Annotated in this window: 20 protein-coding genes and 1 tRNA gene; 13 read left to right on the plus strand and 8 right to left on the minus strand. The window is 62.6% G+C overall.

Annotation, left to right across the window (positions count from 1 at the left end):
- Nucleotides 1-85 precede the first annotated feature (85 nt).
- Entirely contained in the window at nt 86-2,005 is a 1,920-nt protein-coding gene (dibA, locus tag ACOZJV_RS31990; RefSeq protein WP_421549342.1) for a phosphodiesterase DibA, read from the minus strand.
- 146 nt (nt 2,006-2,151) lie between these two features.
- Here dibA and desA point away from each other — a divergent pair, with 146 nt between their 5' ends.
- The 3 genes from desA (at nt 2,152) to ACOZJV_RS32005 (ending at nt 4,991) form a co-directional block, all read left to right on the plus strand.
- Nucleotides 2,152-3,336 (plus strand): delta-9 fatty acid desaturase DesA, encoded by a 1,185-nt coding sequence (gene desA / locus ACOZJV_RS31995; protein WP_020296986.1) that lies wholly within the window; start codon nt 2,152-2,154, stop codon nt 3,334-3,336.
- A gap of 328 nt (nt 3,337-3,664) precedes the next feature.
- Entirely contained in the window at nt 3,665-4,654 is a 990-nt protein-coding gene (locus ACOZJV_RS32000; protein WP_078469215.1) for a GGDEF domain-containing protein, read from the plus strand.
- Between the two features lie 88 nt (nt 4,655-4,742).
- A complete protein-coding gene (locus ACOZJV_RS32005) occupies nt 4,743-4,991 on the plus strand; it encodes a hypothetical protein (RefSeq protein ID WP_078469214.1) in 249 nt (82 codons plus the stop codon).
- A gap of 28 nt (nt 4,992-5,019) precedes the next feature.
- Here ACOZJV_RS32005 and ACOZJV_RS32010 read toward each other — a convergent pair whose 3' ends face one another.
- From ACOZJV_RS32010 to ACOZJV_RS32030, 5 genes are all read right to left on the minus strand, one after another.
- Entirely contained in the window at nt 5,020-6,234 is a 1,215-nt protein-coding gene (locus ACOZJV_RS32010) for an HDOD domain-containing protein (protein ID WP_421549343.1), read from the minus strand.
- Nucleotides 6,235-6,370: 136 nt separating this feature from the next.
- Entirely contained in the window at nt 6,371-7,648 is a 1,278-nt protein-coding gene (gene gabT / locus ACOZJV_RS32015; RefSeq protein WP_020296990.1) for a 4-aminobutyrate--2-oxoglutarate transaminase, read from the minus strand.
- A gap of 176 nt (nt 7,649-7,824) precedes the next feature.
- The gene (gene gabD, locus ACOZJV_RS32020) at nt 7,825-9,267 is read right to left on the minus strand and encodes an NADP-dependent succinate-semialdehyde dehydrogenase (RefSeq protein WP_020296991.1); all 1,443 of its coding nucleotides are present in this window, start codon (nt 9,265-9,267) and stop codon (nt 7,825-7,827) included.
- A 348-nt stretch (nt 9,268-9,615) separates the two neighbouring features.
- Nucleotides 9,616-10,050 carry a hypothetical protein gene (locus tag ACOZJV_RS32025; RefSeq protein ID WP_421549344.1) on the minus strand — a complete coding sequence of 145 codons (435 nt, stop codon included), beginning with the start codon at nt 10,048-10,050 and terminating at the stop codon, nt 9,616-9,618.
- A 50-nt stretch (nt 10,051-10,100) separates the two neighbouring features.
- Nucleotides 10,101-10,340 (minus strand): hypothetical protein, encoded by a 240-nt coding sequence (locus tag ACOZJV_RS32030; RefSeq protein ID WP_421549345.1) that lies wholly within the window; start codon nt 10,338-10,340, stop codon nt 10,101-10,103.
- Between the two features lie 244 nt (nt 10,341-10,584).
- Here ACOZJV_RS32030 and ACOZJV_RS32035 point away from each other — a divergent pair.
- A tRNA-Arg gene (locus ACOZJV_RS32035) sits at nt 10,585-10,661 on the plus strand.
- Nucleotides 10,662-10,854: 193 nt separating this feature from the next.
- Here the strand turns inward: ACOZJV_RS32035 and ACOZJV_RS32040 are convergent.
- Nucleotides 10,855-11,799, minus strand: coding sequence for a LysR family transcriptional regulator (locus ACOZJV_RS32040; RefSeq protein WP_201128885.1), 945 nt, complete (start codon nt 11,797-11,799; stop codon nt 10,855-10,857).
- Between the two features lie 120 nt (nt 11,800-11,919).
- On the opposite strand from ACOZJV_RS32040, the gene ACOZJV_RS32045 reads away from it, so the two are divergent.
- The 9 genes from ACOZJV_RS32045 to ACOZJV_RS32085 all read left to right on the plus strand — a co-directional run bounded on the left by ACOZJV_RS32045 (nt 11,920) and on the right by ACOZJV_RS32085 (nt 20,362).
- Entirely contained in the window at nt 11,920-12,795 is an 876-nt protein-coding gene (locus ACOZJV_RS32045; protein WP_421549346.1) for an amidohydrolase family protein, read from the plus strand.
- 360 nt (nt 12,796-13,155) lie between these two features.
- Nucleotides 13,156-14,340 carry an L-rhamnonate dehydratase gene (rhmD, locus tag ACOZJV_RS32050; RefSeq protein WP_201128881.1) on the plus strand — a complete coding sequence of 395 codons (1,185 nt, stop codon included), beginning with the start codon at nt 13,156-13,158 and terminating at the stop codon, nt 14,338-14,340.
- 15 nt (nt 14,341-14,355) lie between these two features.
- On the plus strand, nt 14,356-14,676 hold the full coding sequence (gene rhaM / locus ACOZJV_RS32055; RefSeq protein ID WP_201128879.1) for an L-rhamnose mutarotase: 321 nt from the start codon (nt 14,356-14,358) through the stop codon (nt 14,674-14,676).
- Nucleotides 14,677-14,737: 61 nt separating this feature from the next.
- A complete protein-coding gene (rhaT, locus tag ACOZJV_RS32060; protein ID WP_078469207.1) occupies nt 14,738-15,796 on the plus strand; it encodes an L-rhamnose/proton symporter RhaT in 1,059 nt (352 codons plus the stop codon).
- A 24-nt stretch (nt 15,797-15,820) separates the two neighbouring features.
- A complete protein-coding gene (locus tag ACOZJV_RS32065; RefSeq protein WP_078469206.1) occupies nt 15,821-16,591 on the plus strand; it encodes an SDR family NAD(P)-dependent oxidoreductase in 771 nt (256 codons plus the stop codon).
- A gap of 15 nt (nt 16,592-16,606) precedes the next feature.
- The gene (locus ACOZJV_RS32070) at nt 16,607-17,413 is read left to right on the plus strand and encodes an aldolase/citrate lyase family protein (protein WP_421549347.1); all 807 of its coding nucleotides are present in this window, start codon (nt 16,607-16,609) and stop codon (nt 17,411-17,413) included.
- Between the two features lie 146 nt (nt 17,414-17,559).
- Complete coding sequence (locus ACOZJV_RS32075; RefSeq protein ID WP_201128875.1) at nt 17,560-18,891, plus strand: carbohydrate porin; 1,332 nt, start codon at nt 17,560-17,562, stop codon at nt 18,889-18,891.
- A 155-nt stretch (nt 18,892-19,046) separates the two neighbouring features.
- Nucleotides 19,047-19,901, plus strand: coding sequence for a hypothetical protein (locus ACOZJV_RS32080; protein ID WP_421549348.1), 855 nt, complete (start codon nt 19,047-19,049; stop codon nt 19,899-19,901).
- A complete protein-coding gene (locus ACOZJV_RS32085; protein ID WP_421549349.1) occupies nt 19,898-20,362 on the plus strand; it encodes a hypothetical protein in 465 nt (154 codons plus the stop codon). Before ACOZJV_RS32080 ends, ACOZJV_RS32085 begins: the two co-directional genes overlap by 4 nt.
- A gap of 63 nt (nt 20,363-20,425) precedes the next feature.
- Here ACOZJV_RS32085 and ACOZJV_RS32090 read toward each other — a convergent pair whose 3' ends face one another.
- A complete protein-coding gene (locus ACOZJV_RS32090; RefSeq protein WP_421549350.1) occupies nt 20,426-20,611 on the minus strand; it encodes a hypothetical protein in 186 nt (61 codons plus the stop codon).
- Between the last annotated feature and the right edge of the window lies 1 nt (nt 20,612).

Genomic DNA, 20,612 nt, shown 5'->3' on the forward strand with positions numbered 1-20,612 from the left:
GCACCAACACCCCCACCAGCGCCGCCTGGCGGCAGCGGCTACAGAGGTGTAGCTGCTGGCCGGGGCACCAGGGCGAGGGAGTGGGTCAGTGAATTTGAGGGGCGCAGTTCCAATCCAGCTGCACCGCCGGCACCGGTCGGCCGAACCAGTAGCCCTGGCCCAGGTCGCAACCATGGTCGAGCAGGAAACGCGCCTGCTCCTCCTGCTCGATGCCTTCGGCGTGCACCTGCATGCCCATGCTCTGGGCCAGGGCGATGATCACCCGCGAGATCGCCGCATCGTCCTCATCCCACGGCAGGCCGGCGACAAAACCCTGGTCGATCTTGAGCTTTTGCACCGGCAGGCGCTTGAGCCGCAGCAGTGACGAATAACCGGTGCCGAAGTCATCGATGGCCAGGCGCACGCCCAACTCGCGCAGGCGATGCATCTGCTCAAGGGCGACCTCCGGATCATCCATCACCGCGCTCTCTGTGACTTCCAGCTCCAGAAAGGCCGGATCCAGCCCGGTGTCGTGCAGCACCTGCGCCACCTGCTGATACAACTCGCGGCGGGCAAACAAACGGGTCGAAACGTTCACCGCGATAAAAGACAGCACCACCCCGGCAGCCTGCCATTCGCACATCTGCCGACAGGCCTGCTGCATCACCCAGGCATCGATCTCGGAAATCAGCCCGGTACGCTCGGCAATCGGAATGAACTCGGCGGGCGACACCAGGCCGCGCTGGGGATGCTCCCAGCGCACCAGCGCCTCGACCCCGATCAGGCGGCTGCTTTTGAGGTCGTGCACCGGCTGGTAATACACCCGCAGCTCTTGCTGCTCCAGGGCGCGGCGCAGTTCGAAGGCGATTTCCACCCGCTGCTGGGCGTGGGCCGTCAGTTCCTCGGTGTACAGGGCATACCCGTCGCGCCCGGTACTTTTGGCCTTGAACAAGGCCGAGTCGGCATTGCGCAGCAGCTGTTCGGCGCTCAAGGCGTCGCTGGGGAACAGGCTGATGCCGATGCTGGCATTGATAAACAACTGATGATCGGCCAACTCGAAGGGCTCTTTCAGGCCGTCGATGATGCGTTGCGCCAGCGCCGCAGCCTGCCCGGGTTGCGGGCAACTTTCGGCGAGCACGGCAAACTCGTCGCCCCCCAGGCGCGCCAGGGTGATGCCCGGACCGAACATGTCCAGCAAACGCGTGGACACGGCCTTGAGCAACTGATCGCCGATGTTGTGGCCCAGGCTGTCGTTGATCATTTTGAAGTGATCCAGGTCGATCATCAGCATGGCGCAGCCGCGCTTGTGGATCTGCGCCGAAGCCAGGGCCTGTTCCGCACGGTCGGTGAACAGCAGGCGGTTCGGCAGGTCGGTGAGGGGGTCGTGATGGGCCAGGTGCGCCAGTTCGTGCTCGGAATCCTTGATCGCGCTGATGTCGGAAAACACCGCGACATAATGGCTGAGCTGGCCATGGTCATCGTGGATTGCGCGGATGGTCTGCCATTGCGGGTAGATTTCGCCGCACTTGCGCCGGTTCCAGATCTCGCCGCTCCACTCGCCGGTGTTCTTCAGGGACTCGAACATCGCCTGGTAGAAGTCCGCCGAATGGTGCCCGGACTTGAACATGCTCGGCATGCGCCCCAGCACTTCATCCTGCTGGTAGCCGGTAATTTCGATAAAGGCCCGATTGACGTGCACGATCAGGCCCTTGCGGTCACTGACCAGCACCCCTTCCCGGGTGCAGTCGAACACCGCCGCCGCCTGGCGCAGGCGCTCGCGATCCTCCTGCTGGTGACGCAGCCAGGTGTCCGCACCCAACAGGCGCAGCAGGCGCGAACGAGAGAAAAAAATCAGCGCGGTGCTGATCAGCACCCAGGCGTAACCGTTGATCCGTTGCCATCGAGCGAGATCGGCCGACTCATCGAAGAAACTGCTCAATAAATGACCACTGAGCTGTAGCCACACTACAGACAGCAATAGATAGAGCAGTGCTGCACGCATCGCATCGCGATAAGAAACCGGCATAAGGTCGTCAATGTCCTTACGAAAAGCTTGGAATTATAGAGGAAGAAACATCCCGCCACTCTTATCTGAAAGGGCGACTGGTTTTCTGTGCACGCTGAGTGATAATGCGACGGCTGTTTTTTTCTTTATCGAGGTCCCTATAGCCTATGTGGTACGAAGGTTTACTTGGCTTGTCGGCCTGGCAACTGGTGGCAGTCACCCTATTGATGACCCACGTAACCATTGTCGGGGTTACAGTCTACCTGCATCGTTATTCAGCCCACCGCTCCCTTGAGCTCAACGCCGGCCTGAAACATTTCTTCCGCTTCTGGCTGTGGCTGACCACGGCCCAGAACACCCGCGAGTGGACCGCCATCCACCGCAAGCACCACGCAAAATGCGAAACCGTCGATGACCCGCACAGCCCGGTGATCAAAGGCTTGTCCACCGTATTACGTAAAGGCGCGGAACTATACCGCGCAGAAGCGGAAAATCCTGAAACCCTGCGCATTTATGGCAAAAATTGCCCGGATGACTGGATCGAGCGCAAACTTTATTCACGTTATCCGCTGCTGGGCGTGGCCTTCATGGCTGCTATCGACCTGCTGCTGTTCGGCACCGCCGGCATCACCATCTGGGCCGTGCAGATGATGTGGATCCCATTCTGGGCCGCCGGGGTCATCAACGGCCTGGGTCATGCCGTCGGCTATCGCAACTTCGAGTGCCGCGATGCCGCGACCAACCTGGTGCCCTGGGGCATCCTGATTGGCGGCGAAGAACTGCACAACAACCACCACACCTACCCCAATTCGGCCAAGCTCTCGGTGAAAAAATGGGAGTTCGACCTGGGCTGGGCCTGGATCAAGGTCTTCAGCTTCCTGCGCCTGGCCAAGGTCCAGCGGGTCGCGCCGATCGCCCACCGGGTCGAAGGCAAGGGCCACCTGGACATGGACACCGCCATGGCGATCCTCAATAACCGGTTCCAGATCATGGCCCAGTACCGCAAGTTGGTGATTGCGCCCCTGGTCAAGCAGGAGCTGGAAAAGGTCGATCATTCGGTGCGTCATCAATTCCACCGCGCCAAGCGCCTGCTGTCGCGGGAAACCAGCCTGCTGGACGACCGCCATCACCTGCGCATCCAGAACATGCTCGAACACAGCCAGGCACTGAAGGTGATCTACGAAAAACGCCTGGCCCTGCAGCAGATCTGGCTCAAGACCAGTTCCAACGGCCACGACATGCTGGCGGCGATCAAGGACTGGGTACACGAAGCCGAGGCCAGCGGGATTCAATCGCTGCGCGACTTCGCCAACCAGCTGAAAACCTACTCGCTGCGCCCTACCACGGCCTGACCCCCGGCCCTTGCCACAGCACCTGCTGTGGCAAGGCGCTCTCCTCGCGGACAGGTCGATAGCCTCCCTGGCGACCGGCTTCAACTGAAAAATCCCCCGCGTACCGCCGGGCGGGCACACGCCGCCTCGCCACACGCGGCGGGAACTTAGCTCCGTTTCCCCTATCTCAAAGACACTTCGCCATCCAGGCGGGCCGAGACCTTTTATCAATTAATTCCCACACCAAAGCGTGAGCGCCTGCTGTGGCACAAGAAATAATTGATAAGGGGCCCCACGCAGTGGCCGTGTTCGAATGTCGAGCGGCGCACGCCCTTTGAGAGTTGTGCCGATGGTCAATAAAAATCTACAAGACTCATCCCTCCCGCAATGGCCAGAAGCCGCGCAAACCCTGATGGCGTTGATTCATGCCCAAGGTGAAGTGGCGCGCCTGACCGAACGCGAACAGCTGTTCAGCTCGTTGCTGGTCAGCGTCAATGCCGTGCTGTGGGCCTTTGACTGGGAAAGCCGCCAGATGCTTTACGTCAGCCCGGCCTATGAAAGGATTTTCGGACGCTCTGCCGGCCTGTTGCTCGCCGACTTCAATGAATGGCGCGACAGCATCTACCCCGACGACCTGGAATACGCCGAGCGCAGCCTGGCCCAGGTGCTGGAAAAGGGCGCGGTGGAAGACCGCGAATACCGCATCATCGATGCCGAAGGCCAGATTCGCTGGCTCAGCGACAAGTGCTTCATCAACCGCAACCCCGAGGCCGGGCAGCGAGTGATCATTGTCGGCATTGCCGAAGACATCACCGAAAAGAAGCACCTGGAAAACGAACTGCAACGCCTGGCCACCACTGACGTCCTGACCCAGAGCAGCAACCGCCGGCACTTCTTCGAATGCGCCAACCGCGAGTTCGACCAGGCCCGCAGCCAGGGCTCGCAGATGGCCTTTCTGTTGCTGGACATCGATGACTTCAAGGTGATCAACGACACCTACGGCCATCCGGCGGGCGATATCGTCCTGCAGCACATTGCCGAAAGCGGCCGCGCGGCCCTGCGACGGGGCGACCTGTTCGGGCGCATCGGCGGCGAGGAATTTGCTGCGGTGTTTCCGGGCTGCACGCCGGATATTGCCCGGCAAGTCGCGGAACGCCTGCAACGGGAAATCCAGCGCCTGAGCTTCGAGCATGAAGGCCAGACGTTCGGCATTACCGTCAGCCAGGGCCTGAGCAACCTCAGCGACGACGATGAAAACCTCGACAGCCTGTTCGCCCGCGCCGACGCCGCCATGTACCAGGCCAAGCGTGAAGGCAAGAATCGGATTGTCTCGGGCTGATGCCCAAGCCGCCCCCGACTTGCGGTGCCTCGCGCCGATGCGTCGGGGGATTTGCTAAAGTAGCGACCCCTTCCGCCTCCCTGTGCCCATGAACGAAAAGCAGCTACTCAAGCGCATCAACGGCAAGCAACGCGGCGGCTGCTTCCTGCAGCGTTTCCTGGCGTTCGGCTTCGGGGCGTTTCTACTGGGGATGGGCGTCATGCTCTGGTTCAGGAATGGCTTCGAACTGGCGGTGCCACTGCTGATCATCCTGTCGCTGCCGCCGCTGTACCTGGCGATTCTGGCGGCGGACGACACGGTCGATAGCTGGTTCAGCGTTCTCGAAATCTTTCGCTGAGCGCTCCAGCAGCAGCCCCTGGTGCTGATCAGCCTTTGCGCAGGCGCATCAACTCCGGCAGGCCGATCTTCAGCAGGCGCGCGGTCTTGCTTTTGGCGATGTCTTCAACGCCTTCTGACGGCCGCAGACGGGCCAGTTGGGCCGCCAGGTTCATCACCAGGGCTTCACGGGAATAAACCCCGCCACCGAGCTGATAGACCGAGGCGATCAGCTCACGCAACTCAAGGGGCAGGCGCCAGCGAGTGCGCAACGCCGAACCGTAGCTGGCGCCGAACTCATCCAGGGCGTCGCCGATTTCTTCCTGATCGTCCAACTCGCCGCCAGCCTGTTTCCACTCCTGCAGACAGCGCAGCAACGCCAGGTCGCCGAGGCGATGCAACATGCCGGCGCAATAGCAGCGCTCCTGGTCCAGGTCCAGCAGGCGCGCCAGGGTCCGGCCGTATTCCGCCGTGTGCAGCGACAAATCCCAGTAACGTTCGGCGTAGTCGGCCAGGGCCGGGGAGCTCAACCGTGCACTGCGCTTGAGCGCCAGGCCCAGAATCAGGTTCATGCTTTGCCCGGTCCCCAGGCGGTGCAGGGCCTGGGACAAGGTTTGCACCGCGCTGCCGTGATGCTGCGCGGCGCTGTTGGCCGCCGCGATCAAGACTGCGGTGATTTGCGGATCAGTGCGGACCTCCTCTTCCAGCAGCTTCAGGTCCAGGCCACCGGGGTTGAGGCTGCGCTTGACCGCCAACTGCACATCGGCCAACAAGGGCGCGCCATCAGCAATCTCGCGGCGCCGCTCAAGGAAATTCCACAGGGTCATGCCCGGCGCCAGCGCCGGCACCTCGCAGGAGACTTCCTGACCGGCATCGAGCAGCAGGTCCTGCAGGCGCTGGGTCAGGCCGTCCATGTTCAGGGGTTTGGTCAGGTAGGCCGTGGGCGCCAGGGGCAGGGCTTCACGTACGCTGGCGCTGTCGCTACGACTGCTCAGCAGGATGAACGGCAGTACCGGGTTGCGCCGGCGCTGGCGCACGCTGCGCAAAACACTCAGGCCATCGACACCGGGCAACTCCCAGTCGGCGATCACCAGGTCGTAGGCTTTTTCACTCAACAGCTGCAACGCTTCCTGGCCGTTGGCACACACATCCAGCCGAGCGTCGCAGCGCACATTCAATAAAACCTGCTTCAACAAATCACGCGACCACGGGTCTGCCTCGGCAATCAGCACACGCGGTACAGCGGGTAAATCCACAGCAGTCATGCAGCACGCTCCCAAAGCAATCCTTTGCACCTTAGTCAATGGGACGCCATCCATACAGCGTAAATACCGTCCGTCGGCCCTCAACCCATAAAAAAACCCGCCGAAGCGGGTTTTTTGTCGATCAGGTCACAACCAATCAGAGTTCCGAGAAGCACTCTTCAATGATGGCCAGGCCTTTATCCAGTTGCTCGTCCGGCGAGGTCAGGGGTACCAGAACCCGCAGCACGTTTCCGTAGGTGCCGCACGACAGCAGGATCAGACCCTTGTCGCGAGCCTTGGCCACCACCGATGCCACCGCGGCAGCGTTCGGCTTGTGGCTGTCGCCGTTTTCGAACAGCTCGACCGCGATCATCGCGCCCAAGGCACGCACTTCACCGATGACCGGGTACTTGGCCTGGATGGCTTTCAGACCGGTTACCAGACGCTCGCCCACTGCCTTGCAGCGGTCCAGCAGGTGCTCTTCCTCGAACACTTCCATCACCGCCAGGGCCGCCGCGCAAGCGATCGGGCTACCGGCGTAGGTGCCGCCCAGGCCGCCTGGAGCGATGGCGTCCATGTACTCGGCCTTGCCGCAGACACCGGCCAGCGGGAAGCCGCCAGCGATGGATTTGGCGAAGGTGGTCAGGTCGGCGGTAACGCCCATCTGTTCCATGGCGAAGAAGGTGCCGGTACGGCCAGCGCCGGTCTGCACTTCGTCGGCGATCAACAGAATGCCGTGCTTGTCGCACAGTTCACGCAAACGCTTCATAAAGGATTTAGGCGCGACGTAGAAACCGCCTTCGCCCTGCACCGGCTCGATGATGATGGCAGCGATATCACGCGGCTCGGCATCGTTCTTGAAGATGCGTTCGATGCTGGCGATGGAATCGTCATCGCTCACGCCGTGCAATTCGTTCGGGAACAGCGCGCGGAACACGCCGCCTGGCATCAGGCCCATGCCGGCCGAGTAAGGCACGACCTTGCCGGTCAGGCCCAGGGTCATCATGGTGCGACCGTGGTAGGCGCCGGTGAAGGCGATCACGCCAGCGCGGCCAGTGGCGGCACGGGCGATTTTCACGGCGTTCTCGACGGCTTCGGAACCGGTGGTCACCAGCAGGGTTTTCTTGGCGAAATCACCTGGCACCTTGGCGTTGATTTTCTCGCACAGCTCCACGTAAGGCTCGTAGGCCAGGACCTGGAAGCAGGTGTGGGTCAGCTTGTTCAGTTGCTCGGTCACCGCGGCGATGATTTTCGGGTGCACGTGACCGGTGTTGAGCACGGCGATACCGCCGGCGAAATCGATGAACTCGCGACCTTCAACGTCGGTCACGGTGGCGTTCTTCGCCGACTCGGCGAAGATCGGGTGAATCTGGCCAACACCGCGTGGTACGGCAGCTTCGCGGCGTTTCATCAGGGATGCGTTGGTCTTGCTCATAGTGTCCTCATTCACCGTCTTTAAAACGGTGTGGTTCAAGGGTTGCGGGGCGGGGAAGCGCCTGCGACAGCATGCGATGATCGACTGCCGGAGCGGTCCCGGGCCACCTTGAAAAGTGCGTTTTTACAGCTGCGCAAAGGGACAGCGCTCTCGTGCCCTTTGCGCTTGAAACCGGATCAGATACCCAGGCAGAGGTATTTGATTTCCAGGTAATCCTCGATCCCGTACTTGGAACCTTCACGGCCCAGGCCCGAAGCCTTGATGCCGCCGAAAGGCGCGACTTCGTTGGAGATTAAACCGGTGTTGACGCCGACCATGCCGTATTCCAGGGCTTCAGCCACACGGAACACACGGCCCAGGTCACGGGCGTAGAAGTAGGACGCCAGGCCGAACTCGGTGTCGTTGGACATGGCGATGACTTCGGCTTCGTCTTTGAAGCGGAACAGCGGCGCCAATGGACCGAAGGTTTCTTCCTTGGCCACGGCCGCGTTTTTCGGCACGTTGGTGAGGATGGTCGGCTCGAAGAAGTTGCCTTCCATCACCTTGCCGCCAGCCAGCAGGGTCGCGCCTTTGCTCAGGGCATCGGCGATGTGTTCCTGAACCTTGGCCACGGCCTTTTCATCGATCAGCGGACCGGTGGTGGTGCCTTCTTCCAGACCGTTGCCGATCTTCAGCTTGGCCACGGCCACTTTGAGTTTTTCGGCGAACGCGTCGTAGACCGAGTCCTGGATGTACAGGCGGTTGGCGCAGACGCAGGTCTGGCCGTTGTTGCGGTACTTGGAAATGATCGCGCCTTCGACGGCCTTATCCAGGTCTGCGTCGTCGAACACGATGAACGGCGCGTTACCGCCCAGTTCCAGGGAGACTTTCTTGATGTCCTTGGCGCATTCGGCCATCAGCTGGCGACCGATTTCGGTGGAGCCGGTGAAGGACAGCTTGCGCACGATCGGGTTGCTGGTCAGCTCGCCGCCGATGTCGCCGGCGCTGCCGGTAACCACGCTGAGTACGCCTTTCGGGATACCGGCGCGGTGCGCCAGCTCAACCAGGGCCAAGGCCGAGAATGGGGTTTGCGACGCAGGCTTGATGACCATGGTGCAACCGGCGGCCAGGGCCGGGCCGGCTTTACGGGTAATCATCGCCGCCGGGAAGTTCCACGGGGTGATGGCAGCGGTCACGCCGATCGGCTGCTTGATCACGATCAGGCGTTTGTCGGGCTGGTGCCCAGGAATCACGTCACCGTAGATGCGCTTGGCTTCTTCGGCGAACCACTCGATGAACGAGGCGGCGTAAACGATTTCGCCCTTGGCTTCGGCCAGTGGCTTGCCCTGTTCCAGGGTCATCAGGCGCGCGAGGTCGTCCTGGTTTTCGATCAGCAGCTCGTACCAGCGGCGCAGCTTGTTGGCGCGCTCCTTGGCGGTCAGTGCACGCCAGGCTGGCAGAGCGTTGTCGGCAGCTTCGATGGCGCGACGGGTTTCAGCGGCGCCCATTTTCGGCACGCTGCCGATGATTTCACCGGTGGCCGGGTTGTTCACTTTGATCGTCTGACCATTGTCCGCATCGACCCAGGCCCCATCGATAAAGGCTTGTTGGCGGAACAATTGGGTGTCTTTGAGCTGCATGTCGGCTTCCTTAACAGCACCGCGCAGGCGCGGGGCGAATTGTGATTGTTGAAAGGCGCCAACAGGTGGCTGCCGTCAGGGAATTCAATCACCGGGTGATGACAGAAAAAGCGCACAAAAGACACGCGCGCAGCGCAGCACCCAAGCGAGAGCGTTTGAAATCTCAAACGATCCTAGGGTCAACAGGGGTAAAGGACAATAGTCCGTTCGAAAAAAAGAACGAAAACGGCGCATTTGCCGAAAATTTCAGATCAGCGTGATTCCCAGCACCGATGCCAAAATGCCCCTGCGGCCCGGCAAGGCCCCAGGGGCGGGAAGCCGGACGCCCGACGCTGGAGATCCAGGCCCCTAGGATTGAAACGACTTGAGCAGCGCCAGCAGGCTCTTGAGGTCGTCGGGCGCCCCGGCCTGGGCCACTTTCTCGGTGCCTTCCGCGCCGGGTCGACCCACCAGATCATCAATCGACGTCAGCGGCTGCATAGCCGCAGTGCGAGCCGATAACTGAGCGTCGAGATTCGTCGCTTGAAGTGGCCGTGGCACCTCCTTGCTGGCCAAGAGTGGTGCGAGGTTTGCCTCGTTCGCCTTACGCCACGCATGCGGGTCAACGCCCTGCATAATCATCTCCATCACCTGTATGGCGTTTAGCGCTGGCCGGCCACTGGCCGCCAGCGCCCATCTGTACCGTTCCAACAGCTCCTGTTCATAACTCTGCAATGGGCGCTTCAGATACCTTTCGGCAACTTGCAGGAAGGCGGCCATATCATTTTCAGGGGTGTCTGCCATCGAATATTCCCTCCCAGGGTGGGGTGCGAAGAAACAAAGACTCGCAAGAATCAGGCGCCCAGCGGCACGTCGCTGCTCACGATCACCAAGGCGTCCTCTGTGGGGGCGAGCGGCGCGTCTTGGCCAGGGCCTCCAGGCATCTGCTTGAGCAACACCGCCTGGGCCGTCAGCGCCAGCTTGCTGTCGCCATCGAAGTAAGCGGCGGGCGACGGCGAGGCCAGCCCATGGGCCTGGTGGGTGTTCTGGATCAGCACGTCAGCGGCCTGCGGATTGACCAGGGAATCGGGCATATTTCTCTCCTTGATAAAGGGACTGTGCGACGGTGCCAAGACACAATGGCAACAGCCGGTTAAAAGTCGCCCAACGACTTTAGCGCAAAGTCAAAGCAGTGATGGCTATCTGCCTTTACCGCTGGTCGTCGGCCCAATAGGTGAAGAACAGCAGCACCTGCACACCCCGCCCCCACGCCCCGCGAGCGAAACAAAAACCGGCGTGGACGCCCCGGGCGGACATGGGTATGATGTCGCCCGCACTGCATCCGTAGCTCAGCTGGATAGAGTACTGCCCTCCGAAGGCAGGGGTCGTGGGTTCGAATCCCGCCGGGTGCACCAGATACATCGAAAAAGCCCCAGGTCTTATGGCCTGGGGCTTTTTTGTGGCCAGGGGAAACCAGCGGCATACGGATAGCCGTCTTTTTACCGCTTGCTCTGCACCGCACGTGTTTGACCGAGCATCTGGGCTGCGCCAGCCATCGTTCAAGCAAAGCCTGCGCGAACAGGCCGAACCGCTTGCCGCCCCCTCTTTTCAAGCTCTGCGCTGCGCCCTCTCGCGCAGCATGTTCAAGAAAATCTCCAACTCCCGACTCAGCGGCTCGTCCTTCCTCAGCATCACCCCGAACGGGCTCAACTGCTCTTCTATCTCCAGGTCCAGGGCCGTCAGCAAACCGGTGTGCACGTGATCGCGGACCACGGTGTCGGTGAGGACCAGGATCGCGTCGGTGATTTGCACCAGTTGCAGCATGGCGAATACCGAGGTGCATTCGATGACGTCACTGGGGGAGGCGACGTCGAGGCGGGCGAAGGCGTTTTCCAGGGCGACGCGGGCGGGGCTGGTGTCGGGTTGCAGGATCCAGGGCCAGGCTTCGACCATTTCCGCGAGGTTGGGGGCGGTGACCTGGGTCAGCGGGTGGCCGGCGCGCACGACCACGGCCAGGTGTTCGTTGCCCAGGGGCTCGAAGGCGAAGCGCTGACGGTCCTGGGCGTGGGACAGGCGCGCCACGGCCACATCGATACGGCGCTGGTCCAGCAACTCGCTGAGCTGGTCGCTGGTGTCGCCCATGATCCGCAGGCGCAGCAGCGGGTGGCTGGCTTTCATCTCGGCGATGGATTGCACCACCAGGTCCGGCACCGCGCCCATGATCGCGCCCACCGCCAAGTAACCGTAACCGCCGGCCTGGCGGTCGGTGAGGTCTTCGGCGCAACGCTCCAGGCCGTTAAGGGCGGCACGGGCGAAGCGCAGCAGTTCTTCGCCGAGGACCGTGGCGCGCATACCCCGGGATTGGCGTTCGAACAGGGTGCAGCCGAAGGCTTCTTCGATTTCCTGGAGCATGCGCGTGGTGGCCGGTTGCGACATGTTCAAGGCTTCGGCGGCGCGGTGCAGGTTCTGGCTGTTGCCCAGGGTCACCAGCATCAGCAGGTGCTTGTAGCGCAGGCGGTTGAACAGGCTGCGGGCGGTGATCGGCGTCGACATAAAGGCACCCTATTGTTGTTCTGATACCCGCAGGGTATCGCAATGCCCCAATCCCCTATTAGCTTTTGCGGGTCGGGTTTGTTATTCCGAAGCCCCCGACAATAACAATGGAGATCGCCTGTGAGCGCCCTCGCCCCCGCCGTCTATGCCGGCCCGATCATCGACTGCCACATCCACCTGTTCGATCCGCGCCGTGCCGAAGGCATCCCGTGGCCGACCCCGGCCGACAGCATTTACGCGCCTCATCTGCCCGAACATTACTGGGCCCTGGCCCCGGCCCATGGCATCACCGGCGCGATCGCGGTGGAGGCCAGCCCCTGGGTCGGGGACAACCGCTGGCTGCTCGAAACCTTGCGTGGCGATCCGCGGATGCTGGGTTTCGTCGGCAACCTGGACCCGGCCCACGGCCAGTTTCGCCAGGAGCTGGAATGGCTGGAGCAGGAGCCGCTGTTTCTCGGCTTGCGCTACGGCAACCTGTGGGACCGCGACTTGCTGACGGATCAGGACCAGTCCGGGTTTCTCGACAACCTGCGAGGCCTCGCCGCCAGCGGGCGCAGCCTGGACAGTGCCAACCCCGACGGGCGCCTGCTGGATGGCCTGTTGAAGCTCAGCGAGCGCCTGCCGCAACTGCGGATCGTCATCGATCACCTGCCCAACGCCACGATCGAGCCCGGCGAGGAGCGAGCTTTTATGCGGCGGATCGAGGAGCTGGCGCAGCGCCCCAATGTGTTCGCCAAGCTGGCGGAGATTCCGCAGGTTCGCGAAGGGCAATTGCGGCTCGACCCGGGGTTTTACCGGGAGCGGATCGATGGCCTGTGGCAGGCATTTGGCGAGGACCGGTGTTTCTTTGGCAGCGACTGGCCGAACAGTGAGCAGGTGGCGGATTTCGACACCACCCTGGGCTTGGTGAAACGCTGCATCGCGCAGTACTCCCTCGCGGCCCAGGAGAAGTTTTTTTTTCGCAATGCGGCGCAGGCGTATGGCTTGAAGCTGTAGCCGCTGCCGAGGCAGCGGCTACAGGTGGCGGGTGGCGGGTGGCGCAATCGATACCTTGAGGGCATCAGTATTAAGTTTATTTGAATTAGTCAGCATCAATCCGCCTCCGTAAGCTCCCTCCCATGCACTTCGGCACGGCCTGCTCCCCGCAGGCGCTGCCCACCCTTTACGCCCCGATAAATCCAATAAGGAAACCGGCGTGATGAACAGCCCTACATGGTCTTGCCCACATTTCGCTGCGCCGTCGCTGCAGACGCGCCCTCCTTGCCCCCACCGACTTCCACGCCGCCACGGCTGACACCTTCAGCCCGGGTCTTCGACTTGCCCGCTGTTTGCCCCTTTGCCTTGCAGGAGAGCCTTATGAGCACACCGACCATCAAGCAGGTTCGCGCCTTCACCCTCACCGGAGGCGGTGCCGACTACCACGACCAGGCGGCCGGCCACTGGATCGACGATCACATCTCCACCCCCATGGGCCGCTACCCGGAATATCGCCAGAGCCGCCAGAGCTTCGGCATCAACGTGCTCGGCACCCTGGTGGTGGAGATCGAGGCCAGCGACGGCACCGTCGGTTTTGCGGTGACCACCGGCGGTGAGATCGGCGCCTTTATCGTCGAGAAGCACCTGGCGCGCTTCCTTGAAGGGGCCAAGGTCACCGACATCGAAAAAATCTGGGACCAGATGTACCACGCGACCCTCTACTACGGCCGCAAGGGCATCGTCCTCAACACCATTTCCGGGGTCGACCTGGCGCTCTGGGACTTGCTCGGCAAGATCCGTAAAGAGCCGGTGCACCAACTGCTGGGCGGGGCGGTGCGCGATGAGCTGCAGTTCTACTGCACCGGCGCCCGCCCGGACCTGGCCAAGGAGATGGGCTTTATCGGCGGCAAGATGCCCCTGCAATACGGCCCTGCCGAAGGCGAAGAGGGCCTGCGCAAGAACCTTGAGCACCTGGCCCATATGCGCGAAAAAGTCGGCGATGATTTCTGGCTGATGTTCGACTGCTGGATGAGCCTGGACCTGAACTACGCCACACGCCTGGCCAAGGGCGCCGCCGAATTCGGCCTGAAGTGGATCGAAGAGGCTCTGCCGCCGGACGATTACTGGGGCTACGCCGCCCTGCGCAAAAACGTGCCCAGCGGCATGCTGGTCACCACCGGCGAACATGAGGCCACGCGCTGGGGCTTTCGCATGCTGCTGGAAATGGGCTGCTGCGACATCATCCAGCCGGACGTCGGCTGGTGCGGCGGGATCACCGAGCTGATCAAGATCTCGGCCCTGGCCGATGCCCACAACGCCATGGTCGTGCCCCACGGCTCGTCGGTGTACAGCTACCACTTCGTGATCACCCGCACCAACAGCCCGTTCGCCGAGTTCCTCAACATGTCGCCCAAGGCCGACCAGATCGTGCCGATGTTTTCCCCGCAACTGCTGGGCGAACCGGTGCCGGTCAACGGCCGTATGCGCGCCTCGGTATTGGACAAGCCCGGCTTCGGCGTCGAGCTCAACCCCGAGTGCGCGCTGAACCGCCCTTACCCGCGCTGATCGAGGAGCCACGCCATGCAGACCCGTGCTTTTCGGATGAACCTCAACCCCGGTCAGGCGCAGGAATACCTGCGCCGCCACGATCAAATCTGGCCGGAGCTGGTGGCCTTGCTGCACGGGGCCGGGATCGAGGATTACCGAATCTTCCTCGACCCCCAGAGCCACGCCCTGTTCGCGGTGATGACCCACCAGGACGCCCACGGCCTGGACGACTTGCCCCGACACCCGGTGATGCAACGCTGGTGGCAATACATGCAAGACATCATGCCCAGCCATCCCGACGGCTCGCCGCTGAGCGTGGAGCTGCAACCGATGTTCGACCTGCCACGCCCTTGAACCGTGCCGGCGCCTCGGTGCCGGCCCTTATCGCTGATAAAAATAAGAAGGAAAGCGCAACGTGGAAATCATTTTTCTGGGAGTGATCCTGCACTTTATCGGCGGCTTCGCCTCCGGCAGTTTCTATATCCCCTACAAGAAAGTGGGTGGCTGGGCCTGGGAAAGCTACTGGATCACCGGCGGCCTGGTGTCCTGGCTGGTAGTGCCGCTGATTGCCGCGCAACTCACGGTGCCGGGCTTTGTCGAGATCCTGCGCAACGCCGACGGCGTCACCCTGTTCTGGACCTACTTTTTCGGCGTGCTGTGGGGCATCGGCGGGCTGACGTTCGGCCTGACCATGCGCTACCTCGGGCTGTCCCTGGGCATGTCGCTGATCATGGGCCTGACCTCGGCCCTGGGCGCGCTGATGCCACCGATCTACCGCGATCTGTTCACCGATGCCCAGGCCGGCACCTTCAGCGAAATGCTCGGCAACCCCGGTGGCCATTGGGTACTGATCGGCGTTCTGGTGTCGCTGCTGGGCATCGCCCTGTGCGGCCGCGCCGGGCTGGTCAAGGAGCGGGAAGTACCGGACAGCACCAAGTTCGAAAGCGTCAAAGAGTTCTCCCTGGCCAAGGGCGCCCTGGTGGCGCTGATCTCCGGGGTGCTCAGTGCCTGCTTCAGCTACGGTATCGCTGCCGGCCAACCCCTGGCCGAAGCCGCCATCGCCCACGGCGCCAACAGCCTGTTCCAGAACAACGTGACCTTTATGGTGATCATGTGGGGCGGCCTGACCACCAACGGCCTCTGGTGCCTGTGGCTGAACTACCGCAACCGCACCTTCCACAACTACACCGACCGCTCGACCCCGCTGCTGCGCAACTACCTGTTGGTGGCCACGGCCGGCACCCTGTGGTTCCTGCAGTTTTTCTTCTACGGTATGGGCGCCAGCCGCATGCACAACGACGCCAGCTCCTGGGTGTTGCACATGTCTTTCATCATCATCGTGTCCAACTTCTGGGGCCTGTACTTCCGTGAATGGCAGGGCACCAGCGCTCGAACCAAACAGGTGCTGCTACTGGGCATCGCGGTGATCCTGGCGTCCATCGCCATGGTTGGCTACGGCAATTACCTGGGCTGATCCCACTTCCAAAGGAGTCTCTTTATGTTGCTCAAAGACAAGACTGTCATCATCACCGGCGCCTCCCGTGGCATCGGCCGCGCTGCGGCCCTCGAATGCGCCCGCCAGGGTGGCCGGGTGGTGGTTGCCCACAGCGGCAGCGCCCAGGGCCACGAGTCCGCCGCGTCCCTGCTCAAGGAGATCGAGGCCTTCGGCGGCCAGGCGATCCAGATCGGCAGCGACGCCGCCGACCTCGACACCGGCGAGCGCCTGGTGGATGCCGCCGTCGAGGCCTTCGGCAGTGTCGATGTGTTCGTCAACAACGCCGGCATCTGCCCCTTCCACTCCTTCCTCGACATGCCCAAGGAGGTGTACCTGAAGACGGTGAACACCAATCTCAATGGCGCCTACTTCGCAGTGCAGGCCGCGGCCAACCAGATGAAACGCCAGGGCAGCGGCGGCGCGATCATCGCCGTCAGCTCCATCAGCGCCCTGGTGGGCGGCGGCATGCAAACCCACTACACGCCGACCAAGGCCGGCCTGCATTCGCTGATGCAGTCCTGCGCCATTGCCCTGGGGCCCTATGGCATTCGCTGCAACTCGGTGCTGCCGGGGTCGATCGCCACCGACATCAACAAGGACGACTTCGCCGACCCGGAAAAACGCGAGTACATGGTCAAGCGCACGCCCCTGGGCCGCCTCGGCGAACCCCATGACATCGCTGGGCCGATCGTATTTCTCGCGTCCGACATGGCCCGCTACGTCACCGGCGCCGCCCTGTTGGTGGACGGCGGTCTGTTCGTCAACCTGCAATAACCCAGGAGCCTCGCCATGCAGATGCCCCCTAACCGCTTCAAGGCTGCCCTGGCCGGCAGCAGCACCCAATACGGCTTGTGGGCCGGTTTTGCCACCGGCTACGCCGCGGAAATCGCCGCCAGCACCGGCTACGACTGGCTGCTGATCGATGGCGAACACGCGCCCAACACCGTGCCCAGCATCCTCGCCCAGCTCCAGGCAGTGGCGCCCTACGCCAGCGCGCCGGTGGTACGGGCGGTCAATGGCGACAGCAGCCTGATCAAGCAACTGCTGGATATCGGTGTACAGAGCCTGATGGTGCCCATGGTCGAAACCGCCGAGCAGGCGCGGCAACTGGTGCGCGCCATGCGTTATCCGCCCCACGGCATTCGCGGCGTCGGTGGCGGCCTGGCACGGGCAACGCGCTGGGACGGGGTGCCCGACTACCTGGCCACGGCCCATGAAGAGCTGTGCCTGATCGTCCAGGTGGAATCGAAACTGGGGGTGGAAAACGTCGCCGATATCGCCGCCGTCGAAGGCGTGCACGCGGTGTTTGTCGGCCCGGCGGACCTGTCTTCAGGTCTGGGCTTTCCCGGCAACCCCGGACACCCCGAGGTGCAGGCGCAGATCCGCACCGCCATCGATGCCACCCTGGCCGCCGGCAAGATCGCCGGCATCCTCGCGCCCTTTGAAGAGGACGCTCGCCGCTATGGCGAATGGGGTTGCCAGTTCATTGCCGTGGGCATCGATATCAGCCTGTTCCGACAGGCCGCGCTGAACAATCTGGCGCGCTATCGCGAGCCGGACGGCGCCCCGGCGACAGGCCCCTCCCGCACTTACTGAGCCGAACCTTTACGGGTCTGCCTGAGCAGGCCCGGGCTTTTTTTAAACATTCCGCGAACGGCGTGGCCACCACGTCGCGGATCACTGCGCCCGGAAATCCTCGCGCAGGGCTGTGCCCACAACAATAACAACAGGTAAATCCGCTCATGAACAAACACTTATCCGGGGCTGTACTGTGCTTGCTGGCCAGTGGTTTTTCCGCTGGTGCCTTCGCCTACGATGCCCTCGACGCCGAGTCGCCGTGGCTGCTGGGAGACTGGAACGGCCAGCGGCAAAAACTGGCGCAGCAGGGTTTTGACTTCACCCTCAAATACGTCGCCGAGCTGGGCTCCAACCTCGCCGGCGGTTATGACAGCAGCACCACGGCGCGGCTCAGCGACCAGATCATTCTCGGTGTCGACATGGACCTGCAAAAGCTCCTGGGCTGGCAGGACGCGACCTTGCGCATCGGCATCGGCGAACGCCATGGCAAGGACATCACCAATGACCGGGTGCACCACCCCGACGCCACCGGCATGACGTCGACCATGGAGGTCTACGGCGGCGGCAATGCCTGGCGCCTGTCGCAGCTGTGGTACGAGCAGAAGTTCTTCGAGCGCAGGCTGGCAGTGAAACTGGGGCGCTTCGGCCATGGCGAAGACTTCGACCAGTTCCCCTGCGAATTCCAGAACGTGACCCTGTGCGGCTCCCAGGAAGGCAACTGGAATGGCACCTGGAACAGCTTCCCCATCAGCCAGTGGGCGATCCGCGTGCGCTACCACTTCACCCCCGAGTTCTACGTGCAGGCCGGCGCCTATGACAAAAACCCCGGCAACGCCGAGCTGAGCAATGGCTTCAAGCCGTTTATCGCAGGTTCGGTGGGCACCAGCTTCCCGCTGGAAGCGGTGTGGAAAGGCCGGATCAACGACCTCTCGTCCGAGTACCACCTGGGTTACTACTACAGCGATGTCGACGGTCGCGACATGCTCAAGGACGCCGACGGCAACGATGCCGCCCGCAGCGGCCAGCCCTACAAAAAGTACCGCGACAACAGCGGTTGGTGGCTCTCGGCCCAGCAGCAGTTGACCACGGTGGAGGGCAACAACAAACGCGGGTTGAATGTGTTCACCAACATGACCTTCAACGACCCGGACAGCAGCATGATCGAGAACCTGATTCAGGTCGGCCTGATCTATCGCGGCCCGTTCGCCTCGCGCCCGGATGACACCATTGGTCTGGGCGCCTCGCGGCTCAAGGTCAACGACCGCTACAGCCGTAACGCTCAGGTGCTCAATGCCGACCACGGGGTGACGTCCATCGACGACGCACTCTATGTGCCGGAGCAAAAGCGCGAATACAGCTACGAGATCAACTACGGCTACCAGGCCACCCGCTGGCTGATGGTGCGGCCCAACCTGCAATACGTGAAGTACCCCGGCGGCGTGACCCAGACCGACTCGGCCGTGGTGGGCGGCGTGCAATTTATCGCCGATTTCTGAGGTGCAGTGATCGCGCCCTGCCGGCAGCCGGTTGCCGAAGCTGTCGTGGCGGGGCGCAACTTGCTACATTCGCGCCTTTCGCCAGAGGGCGCTGCATGGCCAGCGTCCCGGCCAGGTTCGCGCCGCCTCGCGCCGAGCCCGGACAGGAGGTCCCGATGCTGTGCCACCCCGGTTCCAACCAGCCTTACCAGCCGAGCCTGCGGCATTGGGTCAGCTGCTTTATGCGCTATGACATGCCCCCCGCCCTCGACGCCGAACTCAGCCGCTACAACCCCAACGCCGACGAAGACCGCGACTACCTGATCCGCCAGCATTGTCTGGCCCGCACCCACGGCGAGGAAAATTTTCGCCATCGGCGGCTGTTGGTGGAAGTGCTGCAAGAAGCCCTGGCCGACCCTGGCTATGACTTCCAGCACGTGTGGGAGGACGACGAAGACGACTTCGAAGACAGTCAGTGGCCCTCCACCTGGCCGGCCAGGATCGAAAACAGCCGGGATTTTTTCCAGCGCCTGCTGAACGCTGCCCAGGAGCTCTGGCGCGATGATCTGAGCCGCGCCAGCCTGCCGTCCCTGGCGCACTGCAGGGCCCTCCCCGAGCGCGACCTGGGCACTTACGACTGGCTGTTCGCCGTCGATAACCCCGCAGCCTGGAAAGCCGTATTCGGCATGGCGGCCAGCCCCTATGACCTGGCCACCCGGGGCCCGGTGTTTCAAGACGAACAACTGAGCCTGCACCTGGCGGGCGCTCTGACGCGCCTGACATCACGACCTTCCACCTGGCCGGACAGCCAGGCGCCGAGCCATTGCGCCCTGGACCTGAGGGTGCAAGGGATCAGCGACCTGGCGGTCAGCGGCACCCGCTTCGATGGCCGCGCCCGGACCCGAATCACCGCAGTGCCGGGCGGGTATTTTCTACAACTGAAGATCGGTTTCGACTGCCTGATCGAATGCGTGGCGCTGTCGGTCAGCATCAGCAACGTCCAAGGTTCACGCGAGGAACCCCGCCCATGAGCAACAATTTCGAAGATGCCCTGCAGCGCCAGGAAATCCCGCAGTTCTTTCGCGGACAGGGCCCGTACTTCACCCGTGATCCCGACTGGGGCGACCATATGTTCAGCATCAACTGGACGGATATTTTTCTCTACGTTCGCGACCATGCCGAAGGCGAGCAGCAACTGCGCGAGAGTTTCGAACTGTATGTGCACAGCCTCGAAGAAACCCTGGACGATGGCTTCAGCCTGCGGGAAAACCTCTTCGGTTATTACGCGACGCGCCTGCGCCGGGCACCGGACGGTTCCGACTGGCTGGCGGAACTGTCGCCGCTTTGCCGGCGGCGGATAGTCCAGCACCTGACGTGGTATCGCTGGCAACTGGAAACCCAATGGCAGCTGTACCCCAACCGTGGCCAGCGCATGCGGGAGGCCGGCTGCCCGCCCGAGTTTCTCGACTTGAAGAGTTCGCCCTACAACTAAGCATCGAGGGCCGTACAGGCGGGGCTGTCAAACCAAAACGCCGCGAGCGTGCTCGCGGCGTTATTACGTGTCGGTATCGGGGGCCGGGGGCTCCGCGCTACCGGGAGCCGGCAATGGCTCCCCTTCGTCATCTTCTGCCTCAGCTTCCAGACCGAAATCCTTGCGGCTCTGCTTGATCGCCTGGCGTATGTCATTGCCCTTGGTCGGGCAATTCAATAGTTTGGCGATGCCGTCGATACGTGGCGCCATG

The sequence above is a fragment of the Pseudomonas sp. QD4 genome (assembly GCF_049199125.1).
Classification (GTDB): Bacteria; Pseudomonadota; Gammaproteobacteria; order Pseudomonadales; family Pseudomonadaceae; genus Aquipseudomonas.